Source organism: Planctomycetaceae bacterium (assembly GCA_039680605.1).
GTDB lineage: Bacteria > Planctomycetota > Phycisphaerae > SM23-33 > SM23-33 > JAJFUU01.
The window spans coordinates 82,937-107,799 of sequence record JBDKTA010000009.1; the positions used below are offsets into that span (position 1 = coordinate 82,937).

The following is a 24,863-nucleotide window of genomic DNA, read 5'->3' on the forward strand; positions in this document are numbered from 1 at the left end:
TTAACACATACCGGGAGCAATGGATTTCCCGGGGGGCAAGAACGGCGTTCATTCAATCACGTAAGGGTGCGGCCGCGCGGGCGGTCGCAGGCTTCCTGGGTGGTCGGGCCACCACCCTCTGACCTCCTATTTTTCGGAGAACCTTATGTCTATTTTTCCCACGGCCCATGCGCCGCAACCGCGCGACCTGAATAACGAGAATGATGATTTCGTCGGTCGCAATGATGCGTCCGGAATCCGCCGCCCCATGCGCCTTGACCCGACCGCCGACGAGGCGGCCACGCAGGACGCTCTGGCGCGCGAGGCGTCCGGGCTGCTCCGCGGCGCCGCGGCGGCAGAGAACATCGCCGCGGCGCGCGAGATGATCTCGGCCAACATCGCCCGCATTTACAATGAGTGCGCCTCGGCTTCTCGCGGGGCGGCCTCGCATGAACTGATCCGCTCGCGCGACTGCGCGAGGGCTCTGTCGGACATGCTCACCGAGCGCGCCGAGCAGCGCGGCGGGTTCAGCCTCGCCGGCGCCTTGTGGGACGTGGCGGCCGACAGGCCCCGGCCGGACCTCGAGGAAGGCTTTTTCGCCGAGATGATCCACCTCGTCCGCGGGCTGGAGTGTCGCGCGCCCTTCCGGTTCCTCGTCGAATCGCACGAACCCTCGCAGCACCAGGGGCGCCAAGCCGCCCTCGAACGCAGCGACCAGCTCGACGGAATATGGTCGGTCGTCGAGACGAAGATGGCGCGGTACGCCCACGGACTGACCCCCGACGCCATCGGGCGCAGAGAGCAGCGCCGTCGCGACATCCTCAAGGCTCTCGGTGGCACCGAAAGCGACTGGCACGACTGGAAATGGCAGACCGCCCGCGTCATCGACAACGTCTCCCTCCTGGCCGCCACCGTACCCCTGACGGCGCAGGAGCACGCCGCCGCCACCGCCGCCCATGAGGCCGCCATCCCCTTCGCCGTCACGCCGTACTATGCCTCGCTGATCGACGAAACGCCCGGGGCCGACCGGGCCCTGCGCGCCCAGGTCCTGCCGCCGCTGGACTACATCGAGGAAATGCAGCGGCGCGGCGACGACGTGCGCGAGGCGTGCGACTTCATGCGCGAGACCGACACCTCCCCCATCGACCTGGTCACGCGGCGATACCCCGCCATCGCCATCCTCAAGCCTTACAACACCTGCCCGCAATTGTGCGTCTACTGCCAGCGCAACTGGGAACTCAAGCCCGCCATGGCGCCCGGCGCCCTGGCCGACGAAGCCACCCTCAACGCGGCGATCGACTGGATCGGGCAACATCCCGCCATCCGAGAGGTGCTTATCACCGGCGGCGACCCGCTGGCCATGCCCGATGAACGCCTCCGCTGGATCCTGGAGAAAGTCGCCGCGCTCGACAGCGTCGACATGATCCGCATCGGCTCGCGCGTCCCGGTCACCATGCCCATGCGCATCACCGACAACCTGGCCGACATGCTCGGAAGCTTCCGCCGCCAGGGCGCTCGCGACGTGGCGCTCATGACGCACGTCGAACACCCTTACGAGATCACGCCGGACCTCGCCGCGGCCGTCAACCGCCTCAAACGCGCGGGCCTGGGCGTGTACAACCAGCAGGTCTTCACGTTCTACGTGTCGCGCCGATTCGAGACGGCGCTGCTGCGACTGATGCTTCGCCGCATCGGGATCGACCCGTACTACACCTTCGCCCCCAAGGCCAAGCCCGAGACGTTCAGCTATCGCCTGCCGCTGGCGCGCCTCCTGCAGGAGCGCAAAGAAGAGGCGCGTCTGCTGCCGGGCCTCTGCCGCACTGATGAACCGGTGATCAACCTTCCGGGCCTGGGCAAGAACTATCTGCGGGCGACCCAGCATCACGATCTGCTGACGGTCCTGCCTGACGGGTCGCGCGTCTACGAGATGCACCCGTGGGAAAAGAACATCGTCGAGTGCAACGAGTACGTCCTGAAGGACATGCCGATCCTCGACTACCTGCGCCGGCTGAAGGCCATCGGCGAAGACCCCGGCGACTACGACAGCATCTGGTATTACTTCTGACGTCTACGCTGTTCTTCGCCTGCCGCCCAGGATGTTGTAGACCGCCACGACGACGAGCGTGCCCACAAACGCGTCGACAAAGCCCCAGAGCAGGCCCCAGAACGCGCCGGGCCAACTGGACCCGAACCACCAGTAGATGCTGGCGAAAACCTTGACCATCTCATGAGCATAGGTCGTGGTGTACGTCGCCACTGCGCCAGTGACGAACATCGCCCCGCCCCAGACGATCCCCAGTGCCAGAGCCAGCCGAAGAGCGTTCGGCCACGGATACTTGGTGCTCGATTCCATCACACACCTCCCTCAATGCATTCTACGTGCCGCCGCGCCCCCCCGTAGCACGGGCATCTTGCCCGTGAGTGGCATGGGCGTCTCGCCCATGCTCCCGCTTTGTAGCATGGGCGTCTCGCCCATGCTCCTATCGTGTCGCGGACATCTTGTCCGCGCGTGCCGCGGGCGTCCCGCCCGCGGAGGATGACGAAACACCGCCAGGCGAGGGCTAAGATGCCTTCGCCACGCGCGGGCGAGACGCCCGCGACACGACATGTTCTTCCCCATGGCGACCCGCTGCGCGTGTCGCCATGCCACCCTTCTGCCAATCACTTCTTCAGCGACTTGGCCATCTCCACCAGCTTGATGAACTCGGCGCGATATCCTTCGGCGTCGGGACCCTTGACGGCCCGGGCCAACTCCAGCACCGCATCGAGCGTGTACGCGCCTTTGTACTGCGAGTCGCGCAGAAGCATTCCGAACGACGCGACCGCGGCCGCAAACTGCATGTCGGCGTCGGCCTTGGGGAAGTCCTTGCCTTCATCCTTGATCGCGAAGCTCAGCAGCTTGCTCGTATCGCCGTCGGGGGCTTTGTACCGAAGCTTGAGCGTCAGCGTCTCGCCGCTGGCGGCCGCCTCGGTGACCTGGGCCGGGCGGCTGTACTTGAGATCGTCCACGTTCGAGGCCGGCACCTGATCCCCTGCCGGGATCAGCTCGTACAGCGCCGTCACCGTATGCCCGGCGCCGATTTCGCCGGCGTCTTTTTTGTCATCGTTGAAGTCTTCCTTGCGGAGCATCCGGTTCTCGTAGCCGATCAGCCGATAGCCCGCGACCTTGGCCGGGTTGAACTCGACCTGGATCTTCACATCCTTGGCCACCGTCACCAGCGTGCCGCCGATCTGCTTGACGAACAGCTTGCGGGCCTCGCTCAGCGTGTCGATGTACCCGTAGTTGCCGTTGCCCTTGTCAGCCAGCTTCTCCAGCGTCGAGTCCTGCAGGTTGCCCATGCCGAAGCCCAGCACGCTCAGGAACACGCCGGTCTTGGCCTTGGCGGTGATCAGGTCCGTCAGGCTGCCCTGGTCGGTCGTGCCGACGTTGAAGTCGCCGTCGGTGCAGAGAATCACGCGGTTGATCCCGCCCTTGATGAAATTCGCGGCCGCCACCTTGTACGCCAGCTCGATCCCCGCCCCGCCGTTGGTGCTCCCGCCAGCCGACAGCCGCTCGATGGCCGCCAGGATGTCTTCCTTGCGGTCGCACGGCGTCGAGTCGAGCACCAGCCCGCTGGCCCCGGCGTAGACGACCATCGCGATACGGTCCTGCTTGTTGAGCTCGCGCACGAGCATCTGCATGGAAGCCTTCACCAGCGGCAGCTTGTTGGGCTCGTTCATCGAGCCCGAGACATCCAGCAGGAAGACGAAGTTCCCCGCCGGCCGCTCGGCCGCCTTGATTTCCTTGGCCTTGATCGCGACGCGAGCCAGGCGGTGCTTGGGCGCCCACGGGCAGGAGGTGATATCCATCACAGCCGCAAACGGCACGTCGTCCTTGGGCCCGGCGTAGGAGTAGTCGAAGTAGTTGACCATCTCCTCGATGCGCACCGCGGCCTTGGGCGGCAACTGCCCGGCATTGAGCATCCGCCGCAAGTTGGCATAGCTGGCCGTGTCGACATCGATCGAGAACGTGCTCAGCGGATGATCCATCACCTTCGTGAATGGATTCTCAACGATCTGATCGTACGCCTCGCGGTTCCACGGCTGCGTGGCGGCGCGGATGTCCCCCACGAGTCCCAAGTTACTACCGTCATATCGTTCGTTCCGCTTCGCCATTAGACCCTGGGCGAGGTAACTGCTGTACGCCGCCACAACGTTTGGTTCCACTTTTCTGTGAGTGCTGGCTACCCACACGAACACGAGAATCATCGCCGCTGCCGCGGCTGCTGTGCCGCATGCGGCAAAGATCTTGAAGAGGCGCCACCGTCGCGAAATAAACGGCGAGGCCCTCTTGTCAATCGTGGCCACGTGCTGCGATGTCAGCCCGTCGCCCTTCTCGCCCGCCAACTCGGCCGTCAGTTGCCCTGCCAGGGCGCGAATGCTTTCGACAGCCGCCGCGGCGGCGGGGTCGTCTTTTAGCTGCGACTCGATCCGGGCGGCCTCGTGCTCGTCAAGCTCGCCCAGGGCGTATGCGGTCAGTTTGGGATCATCGATATTCATCATGGTTATCTCCTACGGCCGTGAGTCGACCGTGTCGCGGACTTCTCGTCCGCGCGTGGCGAGGGCGTCTCGCCCTCGCACAGGCATGAGTGTGCGTTCGCCGCGGGCGAGACGCCCGCGGTACGCGCGGACAAGATGTCCGCGACACGGTTCAATCGCCCGCTGGGCGGGCTCGATGGCGACTCTGCATCCCGCAGGGACGCCAGGATTTAGCCGGAGGCGTAAGCCTCCGGAACCGGTTCTTGAGAACACACCGCCTCGCAGAGGCGGCAGGTTGTTGACGCTGCAACATCCGTAAAACCTTCCGCCTCTGCGAGGCGGGCAATCGGAAGAGACTTCTTCCGGAGGCTTACGCCTCCGGCTAAACCCTGGGGCCTCTTCGAGGCCCGGGCGGCCGCCGAGGACACGCACAACGGAGTTGTGCGTGGCACCCGCCGGCACATGTTCGTTTTCTTTGTCCGCGTTCATCCCATTCATCCCTGCTATTGCCCCGGCGTCAGGGACACGCACAACGGAGTTGTGCGTGGCACCCGTGTTTCACGCCTGCATGATTTCCTGGATGCGTTTGATGCCCGTGTGAATCAGGAAGCCCACGTTGGACGCCGACAGGCTCGTGATCTCGGCGATCTGCTTGTAGCTGAAGCCTTCCTGGAACTTCAGACGCAATATCTCCTGCTGGCGAGCCGGCAGCGTGGCCATCGCCGCCGAGGCTCGGCCGAGATCTTCCTGCTGCTGCACCGCGGCTGCCGGGCCGGGCGATTCGCCCGGGCTGAAATCAGCATTGGTTTCCAGATGACTCATGCGTTTCTCCTTGCGTCTGACGCTCAGCGCCGCGTTGCGGCAGACGGTAAACAGCCACGTCGCCAAGGCCGCCTCGTCCGGTGCGCGGCCCTGCCAGAGCTTGAGGAAGGTTTCCTGAACGACATCGCGGGCCCGGTCAAGGTCGCCGGTGATGCGCTGGGCATAACGCACCAGCGGCCTTTCGTACCGCTCCAGGGCCCGGCGGATCAGTTCAGCACGTGCAAGATCTTTGTCGTTCATCAGCGCCTTCCGCGTTGGCAGTCATAGATAGGACGCCGCTGCCGGGGGTTTATTAGAACAAATCCGGAATCCTCCCGGGGGACCAAATCCTAAATCCTAAGCTCTAAATTCTAAATAAAACCAAAGCTCAAAACTCAAAGGTCCAAAACACGACACCGCGCGGCAGACACGCGCGGTACGCCCAGTCCGGTCTGTTATGAATTTGTCTATTTGCTTTTTTCAATTTGTTTAGAATTTCGTACTTAGGATTTAGGATTTCCCACGTCACGCCCCTTCAAACGCCATCCTTGATTTGCGATCACGAGGGCGTTACCCTCATTGCGTGTCCGATGTATCCTTCCCAACACGCGGCGCCCCGATCGGGGTCTTTGACAGCGGCCTGGGCGGCTTGACGGTCGTGCGCGAGCTGGCCGCGGCCTTGCCGGGCGAGTCTATCGTTTACCTGGGCGACACCGCCCGCGTTCCGTATGGCATCAAGTCGCTCGAGACCGTCCGGCGGTTCGCGCGCGAAGACGCGGCGTTTCTGATGGGCTTTGCGCCCAAGATGATCGTCGTGGCGTGCAACACCGCCTCGGCTGCCGCTATCGACCTGCTCGAGAGTACCTGCCCCGTTCCGGTGGTGGATGTGGTTCGCCCCGGCGCGGCGGCGGCGTGTGCGGCCTGCACCGGCGCCATCGGCGTCATCGGCACCGAGGCCACCATCGCCTCCGGCGCGTATGTGCGCGCGATCGCGGCGGTGGACCCCACCCGCGAGGTTCACTCGCGCCCCTGCCCGCTGCTGGTGCCTATCGTCGAGGAAGGGCGCAGCGAAGACGACCCCATCGTCCTGCACGTGCTGGCCGACTACCTCCGCGACCTGCAGCGCATCCGACCGGCCGCCCTGATCCTCGGCTGCACGCATTACCCGCTGCTGTCGGGCGCTATAGCCAAGCTGATGGGTCCGCAAGTGGCGATCGTCAATTCGGCCCGCGCCACCGCCGTCCGCGTGCGGGAGACGCTGGCGGCGATGGGCATGCTTTCCGAAAGTTCCGCCGGAACGCTGCGGTGCTTCACCACCGACAACGCCCCGCGTTTTGCCGTCCTGGCGGGCTCCTTCGCCGGTCGACCGATCGAAGGCGTCGAGCAGGTCAGCCCCGACGAACTCGAAAAAGGACCGCTCGGCCGCACATGAAATACCTGGCTGTCATCCTGGTGCTGGCCGCGACGTTCCTGATGGGCGGATGCAAGGGCGACAACAAGCCCATGTCGCTGGACGACATGATCAAGAAGATGAAGCGTCCCAGCCCGACCGAGGCCGTCGCCATGGCGTTCGACCCCGACGACCCGGACCGCGCCCGCCAGGGCATCGCCGAGTTGGCCCGCCACGACTGGGGACTGCAGGAGCCCCACCTCAAGGGCTACGCCACGATTTTGCGGGTACACCCTAACCCGACCGTTCGCTGCGCCGCCGTGCGGGCGTTGGGCAAGGCCGCCGATCCCAAGTATGCACCCGACATGATCAAGGCGATGGAAGACTCCTCCATCGCCGTGCGTTGGGACGCCGCCATCGCCCTGGGGCAACTGGCCTGGCCCGACGCCGAGAAGCCCCTGCGAACCCACGCCCTCAAGGCCGACGAAGATCCCGACGTCCGCGGCGCCTGTGCCGCGGCCCTGGGCAGCTACTTCACCAAGACCTCGATGCTGGCGCTGATCCAATGCCTGGGCGACGAAGACGCGGCCGTCAGCCACCGCGCCCGAAAGTCGCTGACCAACATCACCGGCGGAGTGGATATGGGCCCCGAGCCGGCGGGCTGGCGCGGGCTGGAGAACTTCGTCGTTCTCCAACCGCCCGAAAAACCTCGCCCCTGGTACGATGCGGCAGGGATGTTCAGCAGCGAAGAAGAACTGCCCCCCACCGACGTGACTCCCCTGCCCCCTCCCCCCGCCACGCGCCCGGCGACCCGCCCGGCGTCCAGGCGGGTGTATTAGCCGGGAATGGGAACCGGGAGTTGGGAACGGGGAACCGGGAAGAGACGCCGGTTCGGTCGCAACGAGGTCTAATCGCCGGAACTCCACCGTTGTCCGCTTGTTGTTCTTTCTTGTCTGTTTTCAGCATTTCCCAGACCTCACTATTTGATATACGTTATTATTTCATAAGCACTTAAGTACACTTTCCCAGGCCGGGTTCTGCTCAGGTAGACAATCCCCTCGGCATCGCCACCGCGGCGGAGCGGATTCACTGCGAAGTTGCAGAAACCACCTGTCCACTAAGCGCAAAATTATTTTTTAATAGCGGGTTTTCCCGCTGTTTTGGCACGTGGATTATTGACCCCCGCTGTCCAGCGGCTATAATAGGGGTAGGGAACATGTCTGTGAGTCTCTATGTCTCTGCCCGCGCAATAACCGCGCAATCAGCGGCGTGGCAGGCTTAGGTCTGCGTCCCGCAGGGACGCCAGCATTTAGCCGCAGGCGTGAGCCTCCGGAAGTCGGCGGTTGTTTACCACCCGCCTCGCAGAGGCGGGACCATGAAGAACACGTTCCCCGGAGGCTGGCTAAACCCTGGAGCCTCGCCTAGGCTCATTGAATCTAATCCGAAATCTGAAATCCGCAATCGGTCGCGGCCGCGCCGCGACCTGGCTATAATCTCCCCCCATGCTCGCACTGTGCTATGACAAGACGGTAACGCTCCGCAGCGACTACCCGGCCCCCGCTCCGGAGGCGGGAGAGGTTCTGCTGGCTGTCCGCCTCGCGGGGGTGTGCAAGACCGACCTGGAGATCGTTAAAGGCTACATGGGCTTCGCCGGCGTGATGGGGCACGAGTGCGTCGCCACCGTCGCACGCGGACCGGCGGACTGGCTCGGCCGGCGCGTCGCGGTCGAGATCAACTGCCCGTGCGGACGCTGCGATCTGTGCCGGCGCGGCCTGGGCAACCACTGCCCCATGCGCGGCGTGCTGGGCATCGCCAAACGGGACGGCGTCTTCGCCGAGCTCGTAGCCGTGCCCGAAGCTAACCTGCACGCGATACCCGACAGCGTCAGCGACGACGCCGCCGTCTTCGTCGAGCCGCTGGCGGCCGCGATGCAGATCTTCGAGCAAGTACACATCGACGCCGGCCAGCGCTGCGTGATCCTGGGCGACGGGCGATTAGGGCAACTGACGGCGCGGGCGTTCAGGTCGCGCGGGCTTGACGCGCTGCTGGTGGGCAAGCACGAAACCAAGCTCGCCCTGGCGCGCGGGGCGGGCGTACGGACAGCGCAGGTGGCACAGGCTTTCCAGCCTGTGGGACACAGCCTGGAAAGGCTGTGCCACGAGTTCTCACCCGCCGCCGACGCCGACGTGGTCGTCGACGCCACGGGTTCTGCGGCCGGGTTCGATCTGGCGATGCGCGCCGTGCGCCCGCGCGGCGTCATCGTGCTCAAGAGCACCTTCGCGGCCGAGGGCGGCATGAACCTCGCCCCGCTGGTGATTAACGAGGTGACGGTGGTGGGCAGCCGCTGCGGGCCTTTCGACAAAGCCATCGCCGCCCTGGCCGAGGGCAGCGTGCGGGTGGAAGATCTGATTTCCGCCCGCCTGCCGCTCTCGCGCGCGGCCGAGGCGCTCGCCCTGGCCGCACGACCGGACATGATGAAGGTTCTGATCGATGTCGATTCACGCTGATGCGGCGTGAATAACAACATGACCACAGAGGCACAGAGAAGAACGAGGGGGTAAAAACAAAACTCGCGGGCGAGTCTTGTTCCCAACCTCATCCTACTCTGCGCCTCTGTTCTGAAATACCGCGGGGTGGCATGGCGACACACGTTTCTGTTTCTCGTGGGTCGCCATGATGCTCGCCTCGAGCCCATGGCGACCCGCTGCGCGTGTCGCCATGCCACCCAATATTTTCATGGTTTCGGGTGAACTGAAGGTTCATGTCGACTGTGGTGAGTTTGGGGCGATAGCGCGTGCCGTGGCGGGAGGGCTTCAGAATTTTCTGGAAGCCTCCGGGCGTCATCCGTATCATCGCGGCCTGAAGTTGCACGTTCGCAAATTAGACAATGGGAAAGGGACATCTATGTACAGTCGTGGGACGATTCTATTACTGGTTCTGGTTCTTGCCGTCCCGGCGGCCGCTCAGGCGCCGCTGGCCGACCGCCTGCCTGCCGAGTCGCTGGCCTACATGGGCTGGGCCGGCGCCACCGACGCCTTCAACGCCTCGGCGCCGGGGCAACTGCTCGGCGAGCCGGCCCTGGCCGACCTGCTGGCGTCGCTGCACAAAAGTGCGCTGGAGAATCTCAGCCGAAAGGAGGGCGAGTCCTTCAAGCTGGCCTGGGAGATGGGGCGCCTGGCGTGGCGACACCCGGCGGCCCTGACCGTAACGGCCCTCAAGGCCGCCGGCGGCGAGCCGCAGCCGCAGATGGCGATCCTGGTAGACCTGGGCAAGGACCGCGCCGCGTTCAGCGTACAGTTCGACGCGTTGATCAACGCGCACCTGCCGCCCATGCAGGATGCGCAGGAAGGCGCGGTGGCGTACAAGACCGTCGACGCGCCGCCGGGCCCCATCAGCACCGGCTACATGGGCGACACGTTCTTCTTCGCGATCGGCAAAGACATCGTCAAGCAGTTGCTGGCGGTCAAGCCGGAATCGAGCCTGGCTTCCAACGCCAGGTTCGCCGGCGCGGTCAAGCAGGTCACCGGGGCCGACGTGCTGACAATCAGCTTTGTGGATCTTCCGGCGATTGTCAAAGCGGTCGATTCTTTCATCCCCGCCCCGGCCAGCGAATCCGCCCCCGCCGCCGGCGCAACGCCCGCCGCCGGACCGATGAAGAAGTTCGTCGCCGCGCTGGGCCTGGGCAGGACCCAGCTCCTGGTCTCCTGCACCCGCGTTCTCAAGCCCGGCCTGTACACCCGGACGCGGATCATCTCCCCGGCCCCGCATCAGGGTCTGCTGGGGGTGCTGGCCGCGGCTCCGCTCAAGGCCGATGCCCTGGCCGATGTCCCCGCCGACGCCGACATTGCCGTCGCGGCGAACATTTCCCTTCTGGCGCTCTGGCGCGAAATGCTGGGGCTCGTCCAGGCCGTGCCCGACGCGCCGCTGACGGCCGAAAGCATCAAAGCCATGGTCCAGGCCTCGATCAACCTGGCGGTTGAGGAGGACCTGCTGGCGACCTTGGGCGATAGCTGGACGATGACCAGCGCGCCGTCGCTGGGCGGATTCCTCACCGGCACGGTCGTCTGGGCCGATGTCAAGGACAGCCCCAGGCTCCAGCAGTCGCTCGACAGCCTCTGCTCGCGGTTCCTGGCCGCCCCGACCACCCAACCCGCCCGGCGCAGCAGAGGCCCGCAGTTGATGGTCAGCAACGCCGGCAACGTCAAGTACATTGGCTTTGCCCCCGACGTCGTGCCGGTAGCCCCGGCGTGGACCATCCAGAACAACCGCCTCTACATGGCGCTGTTCCCGCAGGTCGTCGCCGCGGCGATGCAGAAGCCGGCCGCCTCGCTGGCGGAGAACCCCAAGTTCCTGCAGTACCGCCGCCTGGTTTCGCCCAAGGCCTCGATGATCAGCTACGTCGAGTGCCCCCGGATTCTTCAGGAAGTCTACCCGCTGATCCTGACGCTGGGCACGGCGGGCGCAAATGAAGCCGCCGGCGAGGGCATCAACCTGCGCCCGGGCATGCTGCCTTCGCTGCTGACGATGCAGAAATACGTTTCGCCCGCGATCTCGGCGCTGTCCAGCGACGAAGGCGGCGTCACCACCGAAGACTACTGCACCCTGCCGATGGGCAATGTCCTGTCCAGCGTGCTGAACATGGCGATGCAGTTTGGGTTCACGGCAAGCAAACCAGTACGCTACGCCGAACCAATACACGTCGACCCGCAGGTCTTCCCCCAAGAGTAGACGCTTCGAGAAAGGAAACTCAAATGCGTATCACCGCAATGTTGACCGTGACGCTGGTGCTGATGTCGGCGATCCCCGCGGCCGCCCAGGCTCCGGCAAACGCACAGGCCCCCCTGGCCGACCGCCTGCCCGAGCAGTCGTTGATCTATTTCGGCTGGGCCGGCGCCACCGATGCCTTCAATGCCGCCGCGGCAGGGCAGATGCTCCAGGAACCCGCCCTGGCCGAACTGTTCAAGTCGCTGCAGGCGACAACCATGGCCCACCTGCCCAACGACGATCAGGGCAAGGAAATTGCGGCGATGTGGGAGGCGGCGCGCCTGGCGTGGCGGCATCGGGCGGCTTTGAGCCTGGTGGACCTGACGGTCCCGAAGACCGGTCCGCGCCCGATGATTGCGTTTCTGGTCGATCTGGGCAGTGACAAGGCGGCATTTGCGGCACAGTTCGAGATCATGCGAAAACCCGGAACGACCAAAGATGTCCAGGAAGGCGGCCTGACGTATAAGCAATCAACAGACGGCGCAGTCTGCTTCGGATACGTCGGCGATACTTTCTTCTTCACCGTCGGGGAAGGCATGGTCGCCAGGCTGCTGGCCGTCAAGGCCCAGACGAGCCTGGCCGCCAGCAAAAAGTTCCAGGCCGCCTTCCAGCAGGTGCAGGGTCCGGACATTCTGACGGTGACCTATGCGGACATCCCCGCGGCCGTCAAGGCCTTCGAAGCCGTCGCGAAGTCGCCGGCGCCGACGGACGCCCCGCAAGAGGCCGCCGCGCCGACAACGCAACCCTCGCCTGCCAAGGCGGTGATCGCCGCCCTGGGCCTGGACAAGGCCCAGGCTCTGGTCTCCTGCACGCGGGTGCTCAAGCCCGGACTGTTCTCCAAGACGAGGCTCATCAGCCCCGGCCCACACCGAGGCCTGCTCGGGGCGGTCGTCGGTTCGCCGTTGCCCGCCTCGGCTTTGACTGACGTGCCCGCCGACGCCGACATCGCCGTGGCGGCGAATATTTCCCTGCTGGAACTGTGGCGCGAGGCGCTCAAGGTGCTTCAGCACCTGCCCGATTCTCCGCCCTCACCCCAGGCCGCCAATGCCGCCATCCAGGAAGTGCTGGGACTGTCCATCGAGGATGACGTGCTGGCGCCACTGCAGGGACCCTGGACGCTGGCCAGCGCGCCGTCGCTGGGAGGCTTCCTGACCGGCACGGCCGTCTGGGTCGACGCGAAGGATCCTCAGAAACTTCAGGCCTCGATCGACAGCCTGTGCCAGCGGTTCCTGCCGCTACCGGATCCGCAGCAGCGGCGACGACGACAGCCTCTGCTGCAGTCGCTGCCCGGCGGCGCCGGGGCGATCAGCTACATCGCCTTCGCCGGAGAATCCGTCCCCGTCGCCCCCGCCTGGACCATCCAGAACAACCGCCTGCACCTGGCCCTGTTCCCGCAGGTGCTCACAGCCGCGACCGTCAAACCCGCCGCCGGCCTCGCCACTACTGCCCGATTCATGCACTACCGAAAGCTCGTTTCACCCAACGCCTCCATGATCGCCTACACCGACAGCCCGCGGCTTTTGCAGCAGGTCTATCCGCTGCTGCTGGCAAGCTGGTCGGCGGCGGCCAACGCCTCACGCGAGATTCCCCTGGCGTTGCGGGCGGACATGCTGCCGACGCTGCTGGCGGTGCGCAAGTATGTTTCGCCCGAGATCAGTGCGCTGTCCAGCGACGACGGCGGCGTGACGTTTGAACGCTATTCGACTCTGCCCGCCGGCGACGCGTTTGTCGGCCTGGCCCCGGTCGCCGTGGCCGTTGCCGTGCCCGTCGTGGGCTCGGCGCTGGGGGAGGCCCGCAAGACCGCGACCCTGACCAATCTCAAGACCATCGGCGGGGCCTACCGCGAGTACCAGATGCGCAACAACAAGTTGCCCGAGCATCCGGGGCTGCTGATCGAGGCGGGCTATCTGCCCGCAATCGCGTTCAGGAGCGCCTTTAACCAGCAAGGCCGTCCCACTTACGACCCCACGACCAAACGCCTCAGTGGCGCCGATGTGACGTGCGTTCCTTACCCGTCAGACTCACAGCCGGAACCGAACATGTTGCTGGCGTACGACAATCCGCGATACTACGACGGGCAGGGCACCCCCATCCTGACCGTCGCGGGCAACGTGTTTGTCGTCGATACCCAGCGATTCAACGCGATGCTTCAGGAAGCCTCGCAGTTCATCCAGCAGTCGAAAAAAGCCCCTCCCGAGGCGCCCAAGGAAGAGCAGTAAAACAGCGACCGCTGAGACAACATGAGCAACGACTTCACCCCACCGGGCGACCTGACCGACTACACGCCTGAGCAGGCATCGCCGCAGGAGCCGCCCACGCAAGGCGGGCAGATCGCCCGCCCGACGCCGAGGCAGCTCGAGTTCCACAACTGGCAACTCGGGTTGTTCATCCACTTCGGCATCGAGACCTACACCCGCCAGGTCAGCGGCGACGGCGTGGCCGACACGGCGCACTTCAACCCCGTCGAGCTCGACTGCGAGAACTGGATGGACGCCGCCGTCGCCATGGGCGCGCAGTACGTCGTCTATACCGCCCGGCACGAGGGCGGGTTCTGCACGTGGCCGACGAAGACGCACGATTACAGCGTGGCCCACTGCCCCTGGCGCGGCGGCCGCGGGGACGTCGTGCGCGAATATGTCGACGCCTGTCGGCGGCGCGGGCTCAAGGTCGGCTTCTACCACACACCCTCGCACGACGCGCACTGCCTGCACATCTACAACACCACCCACGGCACGTACAACGAGCGGTACATCCAGACGCAGGTCGACCAGATGACCGAGCTGCTGACGCAGTACGGGCCCATCGACTACCTCTGGTTCGACCATCACAAGGGCAACGAGCTCTACCGCCGCGTCGACGACACCGTGCGGCGGCTGCAGCCGGATTGCCTGATGTTCGGCCCGGACACGTGGATCGTCGGCGGCCACACCGGCGTGGCCGAGTACCCGCTCTGGCACGCGGTGAATACCTCCGACGACAGCGAGTACGCCCGCCCCACCACCACCGGCGGCGAACCGTACGGGCGATACTATCGCTGCTGGGAAGCCAACACGATCTTCAGCGGCAACTGGTTCTGGTGGGGCCGCGACATTCTGCCGCTGGCGAACATGATCGAGCTGTACTATCAATCCGTCGGCCGCGGGGCCAACTTCCTGCCCAACTTCGCCCCCGACCCGCGCGGGCTGATGACCGACGAGGTGCTGGCGGCCGCCAAGGCTTTCGGCGACGCGATCGCCAGCCGCTTCGCCCGCCCCATCGCCACGGCCGGTCCCTTCGAAGGCCCGCAAGCCATCCTCGACCTGCCCCAGGGCAGCACGGTCAATCACATCATCGTGCGCGAGGATTTGTCACAGGGCCAACTCATCGCCGAGCATCGCATCGAAGTCTTCTCGCAAGGCCGCTGGAGCATCATCGACCAGGCCCAGACCGTCGGGCCCCAGCGGATCATCAAGCTCGACTCATTGCCCGCTGAATCCATCCGCGTGACCTGCACCAACAGCCTCACCGCCAACCCGCGAATCGCAAGCCTAGCCGCATATGGAGTGCGGCAGCCTTAGCTGCCGCTTTCGGAGTTTTTCAGCGATGGGCAGTTCTACCGCTGGCGTGAACGCGCCGGCGCTTTCAACAACTTCCAAAGCGGCAGCTGCTGCTGCCGCACTCCATAGTACCGCCGCCTGCGGTATTAGCTGTCGCGCAAGCCTTTCATGCGGCCGGTGATCTCCGGCGGCAGGGGGACGATCTTGCCGCTGCGGTCGATGCAGCCCAGGGTCGTGCTGCCGCTGGCCACCAGCACGCCGTCGTCTTTGCGGGTGAGTTTGTACCCGTGCTCGATCTTCACCCCGCCGACGCGGTCGAGCGTGGTCGTGATCACCAGCAGGTCGTCGTACCGCGCAGGGGCGTGATAGCTCACGCTGGCCCGCACCACCACCAGCAGGATGCCCCGCTGCTCCCACTGGCGGTAACTCACGCCCCCCTGCCGCAGCAATTCGGTGCGGCCCATCTCGAAGTATTCCAGGTAGCGGCTGTGATGCACCACGCCCATCTGGTCCACTTCGGCGTAGCGGACGCGAACCTCGATGTCGCACGTGCTGGGCTGATCGGGCTGATGCATCAGGCGGGCTCCTCGTCGAAGGCGGCGATGGCGGCCGGCAGCGCCGCCGTCACGCCCAGCCCCGCGGCAGGCAACCCCACCAGGATGGCCGATATAATTTCGCTGCGTGAGGCGCCGGCGGCCTTGGCTTGCTGAACATGAAACGCCACGCCGCTGACGCGTCCGATCGCCGCCAGCACGGCCAGGTACGCCAGTTCGCTGGTCTTGGCGTCCAGCGCACTGGCGGCCGCGCACTGCCGCACCATGGCCATGAAGGCCTGGGCGTGTTCCGGGGCCTCGGAAAAGAAGGTCTTGAAGGCGTCGCTGGTGCTGGGGGGCACATGGTCCATACCGGGTCTCCTGCGGGCGCGTCGGGGACACGCACAACGGAGTTGTGCGTGGCACCCTGCAAAGGGCGCATTGTAGAGCGCTGGGTCGCGGCGTCAAGATGGCGTTTTGCGTGGAAAATTTGTGTTGAAGTGATTCCCGTTATTAGGGATAGTGTTCCCCACGGAGGACGCCGGCGCGACGGTCGCGCGGGCGGGCCTTCCGCGGCGAAAGGAACTGTGGTCGCAGAATGATCAAAGTGAAGTCCAGAGGCAGCGAGTCGATTCACCAGATGCTCAAGCGCTTCAAGAAGATGTGCGAAAAAGAAGGTCTGGTAAAAGACATCAAGCGCAACAGCTACTACGAAAAGCCCTCCGAGCGTCGTCGCCGCCGCATCCGCAAGAGCGTCAAGCGCACCACGTTCGGTCCCAGGCCTTAACGTTCTTCGGCGCCTTGCCGGAGGCGCTCGTACATCAACGACTCCCCCTGGCTGCCCGGCGCAGGCAGCCGGCTCACTCCGGCCTGAAGAATGGAGTCTAACGGCACGCGCCGCTTCCGCATTCGGAGCATGGACATGGAATTTCTCGGTCTGCCCTTGTTATGGTTTCTCGCCCCCGTCGGGGCAATCTTGGCGCTGATCTTCGCGGGCGTTTTCTACGGCCAAGTCAAGCGGGCCAATCCCGGCGACGAGCGGATGATCGAGATCGCCGGATACGTCACTCGCGGCGCCATGGCGTATCTGCGTCGCCAGTACAAGGTCGTCGCGGTCTTCTTCGTCGTCGTCTCGGCGATTCTCTTCGTCATGGGCTGGGTCTTCCACGTCCAGCACGAGATCGTGTTCGTCGCGTTCCTCACCGGCGGATTCTTCTCGGGCCTGTGCGGCTACATCGGAATGCGCACGGCCACCCTCGCCTCCAACCGCACCACGCAGGGCGCCAAGGAAAGCCTCAACCGCGGTCTGACGATCGCCTTCCGCGCCGGGGCCGTCATGGGCCTGGTCGTGGTCGGCCTGGGCCTGCTGGACATCTGCGGCTGGTTCGTCGTCCTGCGGACCTTCTCCGACATGACGCTGGTCGACATCACCGTGGTGATGCTGACGTTCGGCATGGGCGCATCGAGCCAGGCGCTGTTCGCCCGCGTGGGCGGGGGCATCTACACCAAGGCCGCCGACGTCGGGGCCGACCTGGTGGGCAAGGTCGAGGCGGGCATCCCCGAGGACGACCCGCGCAACCCCGCCACCATCGCCGATAACGTCGGCGATAACGTCGGCGACGTCGCCGGAATGGGCGCCGACCTCTACGAAAGCTACTGCGGAAGCATCCTCGCCACCGCCGCCCTGGGCGTCGCGGCGGCCATGAGCCTCGACTTGGGCGAAAAGCAGGCCCTTAACCTGCTGGCGGCGCCGATGGTCCTGGCCGGAGCGGGCATCATCCTCTCGATCCTGGGCATCTACATGGTCCGGACGAAGGAAGGCGCCTCGATGAAGCAGTTGATGGGCGCCCTGAACACTGGCGTGTTCGGATCGAGCGCCCTGATCGTGCTGGCGGCGGCAGGCATCTGCTACTTCCTGCTGGGCGGCATCGCCGGCGTGACGTGGTGGGGAATGTGGCTGGCCATCTGCGTGGGGCTGGGCGCGGGCATCGTCATCGGCAAGGCCACGGAATACTACACCAGCTACGACTATAAGCCCACCAAGGGCGTGGCGCACAATGCCGAAACCGGTCCGGCCACCGTCATCATCGCCGGGATCGCCGAAGGCATGGGCAGCACGTGGCTGAGCCTGATGACAATCATCGTGGCGATCATCCTGGCGTACATCTTCGCCGGCGGCGGGCACGAACCGCTGATGGGTCTCTATGGCGTGGGCATCGCGGCGGTGGGCATGCTCGCCACGCTGGGCATCACGCTGGCGACCGACGCGTACGGCCCCATCGCCGACAACGCCGGCGGCAACGCCGAAATGACGCACCAGGACCCGGAAGTGCGCCGCCGCACCGACGCCCTGGACAGCCTGGGCAACACGACTGCGGCCGTCGGCAAGGGCTTCGCCATCGGTTCGGCGGCCCTGACGGCGCTGGCGCTGCTGGCGGCATACGTCGAGGAAGTCCGCGTCGGGCAGGTTCGCGAAGGTCGCGCCGCCATCGTGCAGCAGATTCCCGCCGCCGGCACCGACGCCAAGGCGGGCATCGGGTCGCTGGTTTACATCGGACACGACAAGATCGCCGCCAAGCCGCGTGAAGGCCTCAGCGACGCCAGCTTCGACACCTACATGATCATGGCCCGTCCCAAGGAAGGCAACCTCCAGCAAGGCCCGCTGACCGGCGCCGTGCTGGGCGACCTCGATCCCGATACGGGCGTCAGGGCACTGACCGCCGGCGGCAAGGTCTACCAGGTTCGGGCGGCCTCGCGGGCTTCGCTGCGGCAGTACATGGACTTCTACGCCGTCAACCTGATGAACCCCAAGGTGCTCTGCGGAATGTTCGCCGGCGTGATGCTGGTGTTCGTCTTCAGCGCCCTGACGATGAAGGCCGTCGGCCGCGCCGCCATGGCCATGGTCATGGAAGTTCGCCGGCAGTTTAAGGAAATCCCCGGCATTCTCGAAGGCAAGAACACGCCCGATTACGCCCGATGCGTCGAGATCTCCACCGCCGGCGCCCAGCGGGAAATGATCCTGCCCAGCCTGCTGGCGCTGATCGTGCCGGTCGCCGTCGGCCTGGTGCTCGACGTCGGCGGCGTCCTGGGCCTGCTGGCCGGCGGGCTCTGCTGCGGGTTCGCCATGGCCGTCTTCATGGCCAACTCCGGCGGCTCGTGGGACAACGCCAAGAAGTTCATCGAGAGCGGGCAGATGGGCGGCAAGGGCAGCAGCGCCCACAAGGCCGCCGTCGTCGGCGACACCGTCGGCGACCCGTTCAAGGATACTTCCGGGCCCAGCCTGAACATCCTGATCAAGCTCATGAGCATGGTCTCGGTCGTCTTCGCCGGGCTGATCGTCAAGTACGCTCCCCAGATCAGCGCGATGCTGGGTCTGGATTAAAAGGAAACTATGGCAAAGAAGGTTCGCAAAGACGATGCCGCAAAGCGATTCGCCGCCCAGGCCGCGATAATCGCCGCCGAGGACAACGCCGAGGACATCGTCGTCCTGGACCTGCGCGGCGTCAGCCCGATCACCGACTACTTCGTGATCGCCACGGGAACCTCAAGCCGACAGCTTCAGACCGCCGCCGAGGACATGATCGACTACGGCCGCAAGAACGACATGAAGGTCTGGCAAGTCGCGGGCTTCGAGCGCGGGCAGTGGATCGTGCTGGACTTCGTCGACGTGGTGGTACACCTCTTCGACGCCGAGCACCGCTCGTTCTACGACCTGGAACTGATCTGGGGCGAAGCCCCCCGCGTCCAGTGGAAACGCTACGCGAAAAAATAGCCCTTTACAGGCCTGAAGGGCCTGCATTCGCCAGCCCAGGGCGAAGCCCTGGGAATGACGTTTGTTTTCGATCGAGCCCCGCAGGGGCGGCACAAAACTGCCGGACCTGGTCACGCCCCTTCAGGGCGTGCTGAATATCAAAACCGTCTTCCCAGGGCTTCGCCCTGGGCTGACGAATGTGAGCCCTTCAGGCTCGACACAATGAACCTCAAACAAGAACTAATCCGACGAATCAGTGCTGCACTGGCTGCCTGCGGCGCGCCCGAAGGCACGCCTGCCCTGCTGGGGTATCCCGCCCGTGCCGAGTTCGGCGACTACCAGGCCAACGGCGTGATGGCGGCCGCAAAGGCGCTCAAGACAAATCCTCGCGACCTGGCGCAGAAGGTCGTGGCCGCGATGGACCTGTCGGACCTGGCCGCCAAAGTCGAAGTCGCCGGACCGGGGTTCATCAACATCACGCTCAAGAGCGAGTTCCTGAACTCGCAGCTCGCCTCCGCATTGGCCGACGAGCGCCTGGGCGTGTCTCCCCTGCCGCGGCCGCAGACGGTCGTGGTCGACTACTCCAGCCCGAACCTGGCCAAGGAGATGCACGTCGGCCACCTGCGCAGCACGATCATCGGCGACGCCCTGGCCCGAACGCTCAAGTTCATCGCCGGCGAGCCACTCGAAGCCCGCCAATATGTCATCCCCCAAAACCACGTCGGCGACTGGGGAACGCAGTTTGGGATGCTGCTGGCTTACCTGAAAGATCTTCTTTCCGCCAATCCGATGGGGACGGCAGCGGCATCTGAATTGAGCGACCTCGAAGAGTTCTACCGAAAAGCCAAGGCTCGCTTCGACGCAGATGCGGCCTTTGCCGACGCCGCCCGTCAAGAGGTCGTCATTCTGCAATCTGGCGACACTGAGGGGGTAGACCTGTGGAACCGCTTCAGGGAAGTGTCCATGCGGCATTGTCAGCAGGTCTATGAGCGTTTGGGCACGCTGCTTTGTGTCAGCGATGTTCGTGGGGAAAGCACCTACAACGACATGCTCCCGGGCGTGGTCGAGGCCCTCAAGGCCAACGGCATGCTGCAGGAGTCCCAGGGCGCGCAGTGCGTGTTTCTGGATGAGTTCAAAGGCAAGGGCCCCGAAGATTCCGACGCGCCGCTGATCGTGCAGAAGACCGATGGCGGGTATTTGTATGCCACGACGGACCTGGCGGCCATTCGGTATCGCGTCGGGACGCTGCATGCCGATCGCGTCCTGTACGTGACCGACTCGCGGCAGGGGCAGCATTTTGAGATGGTGTTCCTGACAGCCCGCAAGGCCAGCTTCGCTGGCAATGCGTCGCTGGAGCACGTCCCGTTCGGGATGATGCTCGGCGCCGACCGACGGCCGTTTAAGACGCGCGAGGGCGGCACGGTCAAACTCATGGACCTGCTGGATGAGGCAATCCAGCGCGCGAGAGACTTTCTGGCCAACCGCCGGGCGCAGGAACTCGCCGACGGCCGCGAGCCTTCGCTGACGGAAGAACAGATTCCCGAAGTCGCCCGCGTGGTCGGCATCGGGGCCGTCAAGTACTCCGACCTCTCGCAGAACCGCGCGAGCGACTACGTCTTCTCGTGGGACAAGATGCTCTCGCTCGATGGCAACACGGCCCCCTACATGCAGTACGCCTACGCTCGGATTCGCAGCATCTTCCGCAAGGGCGCATCTGAGATCTCAAATTTGAGATCTCAAATCTCAGTAACCGAACCTGCCGAGCGGGCGCTGGCCGTCAAGCTCGCGCAGTTCCCCGAGACGGTCCAGACCGTGGCCGACGACTGCCTGCCCAACGTGCTCTGCGCATACCTGTACGACGTGGCCGGGGCGTTCATGAGCTTCTACGAAGCCTGCCCCGTCCTCAAGGCCGACGAGCCCGCGCGCTCCAGCCGCCTGGCCCTGTGCGACCTGACCGCCCGCATCATCAAGACCGGCCTGGGACTGCTGGGCATCGAGACCATCGAACAGATGTAATATGGAGTGCGGCAGCCTTAGCTGCCGCTTTGGCTGTTCCTAGGGATCGACCAACACACCGGAGACGCAGAAGACGCCTCTGCTTCTGTCCATCCGTCTTCTCTGCGTCTCTGTGTCGCATTCAGGCCGAACAACATCCAAAGCGGCGGCTCAGGCCGCCGCACTCCATAGTTCGCGCGGGTGGCGGCTATTTCTCTATCGCCGCCTGGCGCGACTGGATCGCGTGGAGTTTCTTCATGTCGAACTTCTCGCCGCGGTCGAAGTAGACCACGCCGTTCTGTTCCTGGAAGACGTCCGTGAGCTGCGTGTAGCAGTAGCCCATCATGTTCGGGTCGTCCAGCAGCGCGTCGCAGAGGCCCTTGAAGCGATTGTAGAACTCTTCGACGTCTTGGGGCCGCTGACCGTAGCCCCAGGAGGGCTCGTCCTTGGCGGCCTTGGGGTTCCACCAGATCCCGCCGAACTCGCTGACGAAGTACGGCTGACCGCGGTACGGCTGCGACCATCGCGAGTGCGCGTGGCCGCCGTTGTTGACGAACGGCTCGCCCTTGGCCAATCCGGCGTGGCGCTGGGCGAAGGTTGCGGGGGCCTGGTCGTAGTCGTGGCTGTCGTAGATGTCGACGAAGGGCACGCGGTGGCTGTATCCGCTGGCGTCCAGCACGGGGCGCGTCGGGTCCATCGCCTTGGTGGCGTAGTAGAGGCCCAGCGTCAAGTCGTCGGTGCCGGAGATCTCGTCGGTGATCTCCTCGGCCGACTCGTTCAGCGGGCACCATCCGACGATGGACGGGTGGCTGTAGTCGCGCTGCAGGGCCTCGAGCCACTGCGTGATATACGTCGCCCTGGCGCGGGGGCGGTCCTGCCCCCAGTCGCCGAACTCGCCCCAGACGATGTACCCCAGCCGGTCGGCGTGGTACAGGAACCGCTCCTCGAACACCTTCTGGTGCAGCCGCGCCCCGTTGAACCCCGCCGCCTGAGAGATCTCGATGTCCTTCACCAGCGCCTCGTCCGACGGCGCCGTCAAAATGCCGTCGGGGTAATAGCCCTGGTCGAGCACCAGCCGCTGGAAGACTTTCTTGCCGTTGATCTTCACGGCCATCCCATCGATGGTCACGCTGCGCATGCCGGCGTAGCTGTCGAACTTGTCGACCACTGCCCCAGCCGAATCGAGCAGCTCGATCGTCAGACCGTACAGGAACGGGTCTTCGATGCTCCAGGGGCGCAGGCGCTGGGCGGGGATCTTCAACTCGACGGTGGGCGTGAAGTCCAGGTCGGCCGGCACGGTGGCGGTGACGACGGCGCCCTTGTCGTCGGCGAGGGTCGCGCGGACGCTGGTGCCCGGGCGGCTGTTGGTGACCGGCTGCAGAATGCGCAGCGTGCCGGTTGTCATGTCCGGCGTGAGGCGCGGGCGCATCAGGTACACGGCCGGGACGGGTTCGAGCCAGACCGTCTGCCAGATGCCCGTCGTGCGCGTGTACATGCAGCCGCTGCGCTCGTAGCCGGGGCATTGCTTTCCGCCGGCCTGGCCGATCATGTTGCCCTTGAGGTCGCGGGCGCGGACGACGATGGTGATCTCCTGCCCCGCCTGGGCGATGCCCGTCAGGTCGCACGTGAAGGGCGTGAAGCCGCCGCGGTGCCGACCCGCGAATGTGCCGTTGACCCAGACGGTGGCGTCGTGGTCGACGGCCTGGAAGTGCAGCAGCACGTTCTGCCCGCCCCACTGCCGCGGGATCATCACCGTGCGGCGGTACCACACGGCATTCATGAAGTCGAAGTGCCCCACGCCCGACAGCGGGCTCTCGGGGCAGAACGGCACGGTGATGCTGCCCTTAAGCTCGACATCGCGCAGCCCGCGCTCGCGGCCGGTGTCGGCGTAGTCGATCTCGAACTGCCATGTGCCGTTAAGGCACAGCCACTGATCTCGCACAAACTGCGGCCGCGGATATTCGCTGCGGGGAATGCTCATAGTCTCTTCCTTTGTACAGGTTGAAACGACCTTATGGCCGAACGCGGATGAAATGGCAACAGGAAACTCCAGTGGATGGGTGGATGAATGAATGGACCGGGTGGCATGGCGACACGCGAAGCGGGTCGCCATGGGGCAATGGGGATGGATGGATGCGATGGATGGATGGATGGATGGATGGGACCGTTAAGGCAGCCTTATCACTTTGGCCCCGCGACGAACGTGCTCCTCAATATGCCGCTCTACGATAGACGGATCGGCCGCAATTGCCATCTCCGACATCTCAAGGACGATTTCCAAGCGACGTTCCATGCTCAGTGTTCGAAACCAATGAACGCGTTCTTCCATCGGAAGACGCCACATTTTCAAGGTCTCTTCGTCCATGTCCATATTGTAGCTGACCAAGCCCCCTGGCGGTATCTGTTTCGTCCTCGTCGTCGTCCTCGTCCTCGTCGTCGGTTTCTCTTTTTTCCACAGCGATTTATTGCTTTCCCGCCCGGAAAAAGTAGAATACGCTCCGTCAGACCCCCCCGCGCGACAAGGAACAAGCATGGCCGACAAAGACGTCAAGAGCGACGCCAAGGACTTCCACGAAAGCGTTCCGGTTTCCAGCGACAAGTTCTTTCTCAAGGGTGCGCACTCGCTCGACTGGGGCATGCAGAACCGCCTGGCGCGGATCTTCAACCCGCGATCGGGGCGCACCGTTATGCTGGCGTTCGACCACGGGTACTTCATGGGCCCGACGTCCGGCCTGGAGCGCATGGACCTGAGCATCGTGCCGCTGGCCGAGCACGTCGACGCCCTGATGTGTACCCGCGGGGCGCTGCGGACGACGATCTCGGCGGCGACCTCGCGCCCGGTCGTGCTGCGGTGCAGCGCCGGCGTGAGCATCCTGAAAGAACTGTCCGAGGAGCTCATCGGCGTCGACATCGAAGACGCCATCCGCATCAACGCCTCGGCGATCACCTGCCAGGTGTTCATCGGCGGGCCCTTCGAGCACCAGACCATCGGCAATCTCGTCAAGCTCATCGACTCGGGCAACCGCCACGGCATCCCCACGCTGGCCGTCACTGCCGTGGGCAAAGAGCTCGTCCGCGACAGCCGCTACCTCGGTCTGGCGACGCGCATCTGCGCGGAGCTGGGCGCGCACTTCGTCAAGACGTACTTCTGCGAAGAGGGCTTCGAGCAGGTCGTGGCCGGCTGCCCGATCCCAGTGGTGATCGCCGGCGGCAAGAAACTGCCCGAGATGGACGCGCTGGACATGGCATACAAGGCCATCGACCAGGGCGCCGCCGGCGTCGACATGGGCCGCAACATCTTCCTGTCCGACAGCCCGCTGGGGATGGTCAAGGCCGTCCGCGGCATCGTGCATGACGGGCTAAGCGTCAAAGAGGCATACGAGCTTTACCAGACGATCAAGAACGAGCGATAGGGACAGCAGGCGCGCTCTCGGTTGTCGAGGGTAAAGGATTACCCAAAAAGCGAGCCCCGGACCGCAAGATCCGGGGCTCGTTTTCAGTAGCATGGGCATCCTGCCCATGAGTAGTTTGGAAATCCATACTTTTGTATGGTATAATTTATGGAGAGCTTGCAATGGCGAAGGCGAGTTTCGAAT

The 24,863-nt window shown here is 64.8% G+C and carries 19 protein-coding genes; 12 read left to right on the forward strand and 7 right to left on the reverse strand.

The annotated features are described in order from the left end of the window. Positions 1 to 145: 145 nt before the first annotated feature. Positions 146 to 2,044, forward strand: coding sequence for a KamA family radical SAM protein (locus ABFD92_03035; GenBank protein MEN6503490.1), 1,899 nt, complete (start codon positions 146 to 148; stop codon positions 2,042 to 2,044). 3 nt (positions 2,045 to 2,047) lie between these two features. On the opposite strand, the gene ABFD92_03040 is transcribed toward ABFD92_03035, so the two are convergent. The 3 genes from ABFD92_03040 to ABFD92_03050 form a co-directional block, all read right to left on the reverse strand. Then, the gene (locus ABFD92_03040; protein MEN6503491.1) at positions 2,048 to 2,332 is read right to left on the reverse strand and encodes a hypothetical protein; all 285 of its coding nucleotides are present in this window, start codon (positions 2,330 to 2,332) and stop codon (positions 2,048 to 2,050) included. A gap of 308 nt (positions 2,333 to 2,640) precedes the next feature. After that, on the reverse strand, positions 2,641 to 4,521 hold the full coding sequence (locus tag ABFD92_03045; protein MEN6503492.1) for a von Willebrand factor type A domain-containing protein: 1,881 nt from the start codon (positions 4,519 to 4,521) through the stop codon (positions 2,641 to 2,643). 534 nt (positions 4,522 to 5,055) lie between these two features. Then, positions 5,056 to 5,559 carry a sigma-70 family RNA polymerase sigma factor gene (locus ABFD92_03050; protein MEN6503493.1) on the reverse strand — a complete coding sequence of 168 codons (504 nt, stop codon included), beginning with the start codon at positions 5,557 to 5,559 and terminating at the stop codon, positions 5,056 to 5,058. Between the two features lie 322 nt (positions 5,560 to 5,881). On the opposite strand from ABFD92_03050, the gene murI reads away from it, so the two are divergent. The 6 genes from murI to ABFD92_03080 all read left to right on the forward strand — a co-directional run bounded on the left by murI (position 5,882) and on the right by ABFD92_03080 (position 15,009). Beyond that, entirely contained in the window at positions 5,882 to 6,730 is an 849-nt protein-coding gene (gene murI / locus ABFD92_03055; protein MEN6503494.1) for a glutamate racemase, read from the forward strand. Then, complete coding sequence (locus ABFD92_03060) at positions 6,727 to 7,527, forward strand: HEAT repeat domain-containing protein (protein ID MEN6503495.1); 801 nt, start codon at positions 6,727 to 6,729, stop codon at positions 7,525 to 7,527. Before murI ends, ABFD92_03060 begins: the two co-directional genes overlap by 4 nt. Before the next feature lie 663 nt (positions 7,528 to 8,190). After that, positions 8,191 to 9,195, forward strand: coding sequence for an alcohol dehydrogenase catalytic domain-containing protein (locus ABFD92_03065; protein ID MEN6503496.1), 1,005 nt, complete (start codon positions 8,191 to 8,193; stop codon positions 9,193 to 9,195). Positions 9,196 to 9,592: 397 nt separating this feature from the next. After that, the gene (locus ABFD92_03070) at positions 9,593 to 11,416 is read left to right on the forward strand and encodes a DUF3352 domain-containing protein (GenBank protein ID MEN6503497.1); all 1,824 of its coding nucleotides are present in this window, start codon (positions 9,593 to 9,595) and stop codon (positions 11,414 to 11,416) included. Positions 11,417 to 11,439: 23 nt separating this feature from the next. Beyond that, positions 11,440 to 13,671: a DUF3352 domain-containing protein gene (locus ABFD92_03075; GenBank protein MEN6503498.1), complete on the forward strand. Its 2,232-nt coding sequence runs from the start codon at positions 11,440 to 11,442 to the stop codon at positions 13,669 to 13,671. Positions 13,672 to 13,692: 21 nt separating this feature from the next. Then, positions 13,693 to 15,009 carry an alpha-L-fucosidase gene (locus ABFD92_03080; protein ID MEN6503499.1) on the forward strand — a complete coding sequence of 439 codons (1,317 nt, stop codon included), beginning with the start codon at positions 13,693 to 13,695 and terminating at the stop codon, positions 15,007 to 15,009. A gap of 125 nt (positions 15,010 to 15,134) precedes the next feature. Here ABFD92_03080 and ABFD92_03085 read toward each other — a convergent pair whose 3' ends face one another. Continuing rightward, on the reverse strand, positions 15,135 to 15,563 hold the full coding sequence (locus ABFD92_03085) for a thioesterase family protein (GenBank protein ID MEN6503500.1): 429 nt from the start codon (positions 15,561 to 15,563) through the stop codon (positions 15,135 to 15,137). Then, on the reverse strand, positions 15,563 to 15,892 hold the full coding sequence (locus ABFD92_03090) for a carboxymuconolactone decarboxylase family protein (protein MEN6503501.1): 330 nt from the start codon (positions 15,890 to 15,892) through the stop codon (positions 15,563 to 15,565). The genes ABFD92_03085 and ABFD92_03090 overlap by 1 nt, the downstream gene beginning before the upstream one ends. A gap of 227 nt (positions 15,893 to 16,119) precedes the next feature. Between ABFD92_03090 and rpsU the strand changes: the two genes are divergently transcribed. From rpsU to argS, 4 genes are all read left to right on the forward strand, one after another. Beyond that, the gene (rpsU, locus tag ABFD92_03095; protein ID MEN6503502.1) at positions 16,120 to 16,308 is read left to right on the forward strand and encodes a 30S ribosomal protein S21; all 189 of its coding nucleotides are present in this window, start codon (positions 16,120 to 16,122) and stop codon (positions 16,306 to 16,308) included. 135 nt (positions 16,309 to 16,443) lie between these two features. Continuing rightward, entirely contained in the window at positions 16,444 to 18,903 is a 2,460-nt protein-coding gene (locus ABFD92_03100) for a sodium-translocating pyrophosphatase (protein ID MEN6503503.1), read from the forward strand. Positions 18,904 to 18,912: 9 nt separating this feature from the next. Beyond that, the gene (rsfS, locus tag ABFD92_03105) at positions 18,913 to 19,293 is read left to right on the forward strand and encodes a ribosome silencing factor (protein ID MEN6503504.1); all 381 of its coding nucleotides are present in this window, start codon (positions 18,913 to 18,915) and stop codon (positions 19,291 to 19,293) included. 201 nt (positions 19,294 to 19,494) lie between these two features. After that, positions 19,495 to 21,288 (forward strand): arginine--tRNA ligase, encoded by a 1,794-nt coding sequence (gene argS / locus ABFD92_03110; protein ID MEN6503505.1) that lies wholly within the window; start codon positions 19,495 to 19,497, stop codon positions 21,286 to 21,288. Positions 21,289 to 21,475: 187 nt separating this feature from the next. On the opposite strand, the gene ABFD92_03115 is transcribed toward argS, so the two are convergent. Together ABFD92_03115 and ABFD92_03120 are read right to left on the reverse strand one after the other, a co-directional pair. Beyond that, positions 21,476 to 23,248 (reverse strand): sugar-binding domain-containing protein, encoded by a 1,773-nt coding sequence (locus ABFD92_03115; protein ID MEN6503506.1) that lies wholly within the window; start codon positions 23,246 to 23,248, stop codon positions 21,476 to 21,478. 186 nt (positions 23,249 to 23,434) lie between these two features. Continuing rightward, on the reverse strand, positions 23,435 to 23,632 hold the full coding sequence (locus tag ABFD92_03120; protein MEN6503507.1) for a hypothetical protein: 198 nt from the start codon (positions 23,630 to 23,632) through the stop codon (positions 23,435 to 23,437). A 166-nt stretch (positions 23,633 to 23,798) separates the two neighbouring features. Here ABFD92_03120 and lsrF point away from each other — a divergent pair, with 166 nt between their 5' ends. After that, complete coding sequence (gene lsrF / locus ABFD92_03125) at positions 23,799 to 24,680, forward strand: 3-hydroxy-5-phosphonooxypentane-2,4-dione thiolase (GenBank protein ID MEN6503508.1); 882 nt, start codon at positions 23,799 to 23,801, stop codon at positions 24,678 to 24,680. Positions 24,681 to 24,863 lie beyond the last annotated feature (183 nt).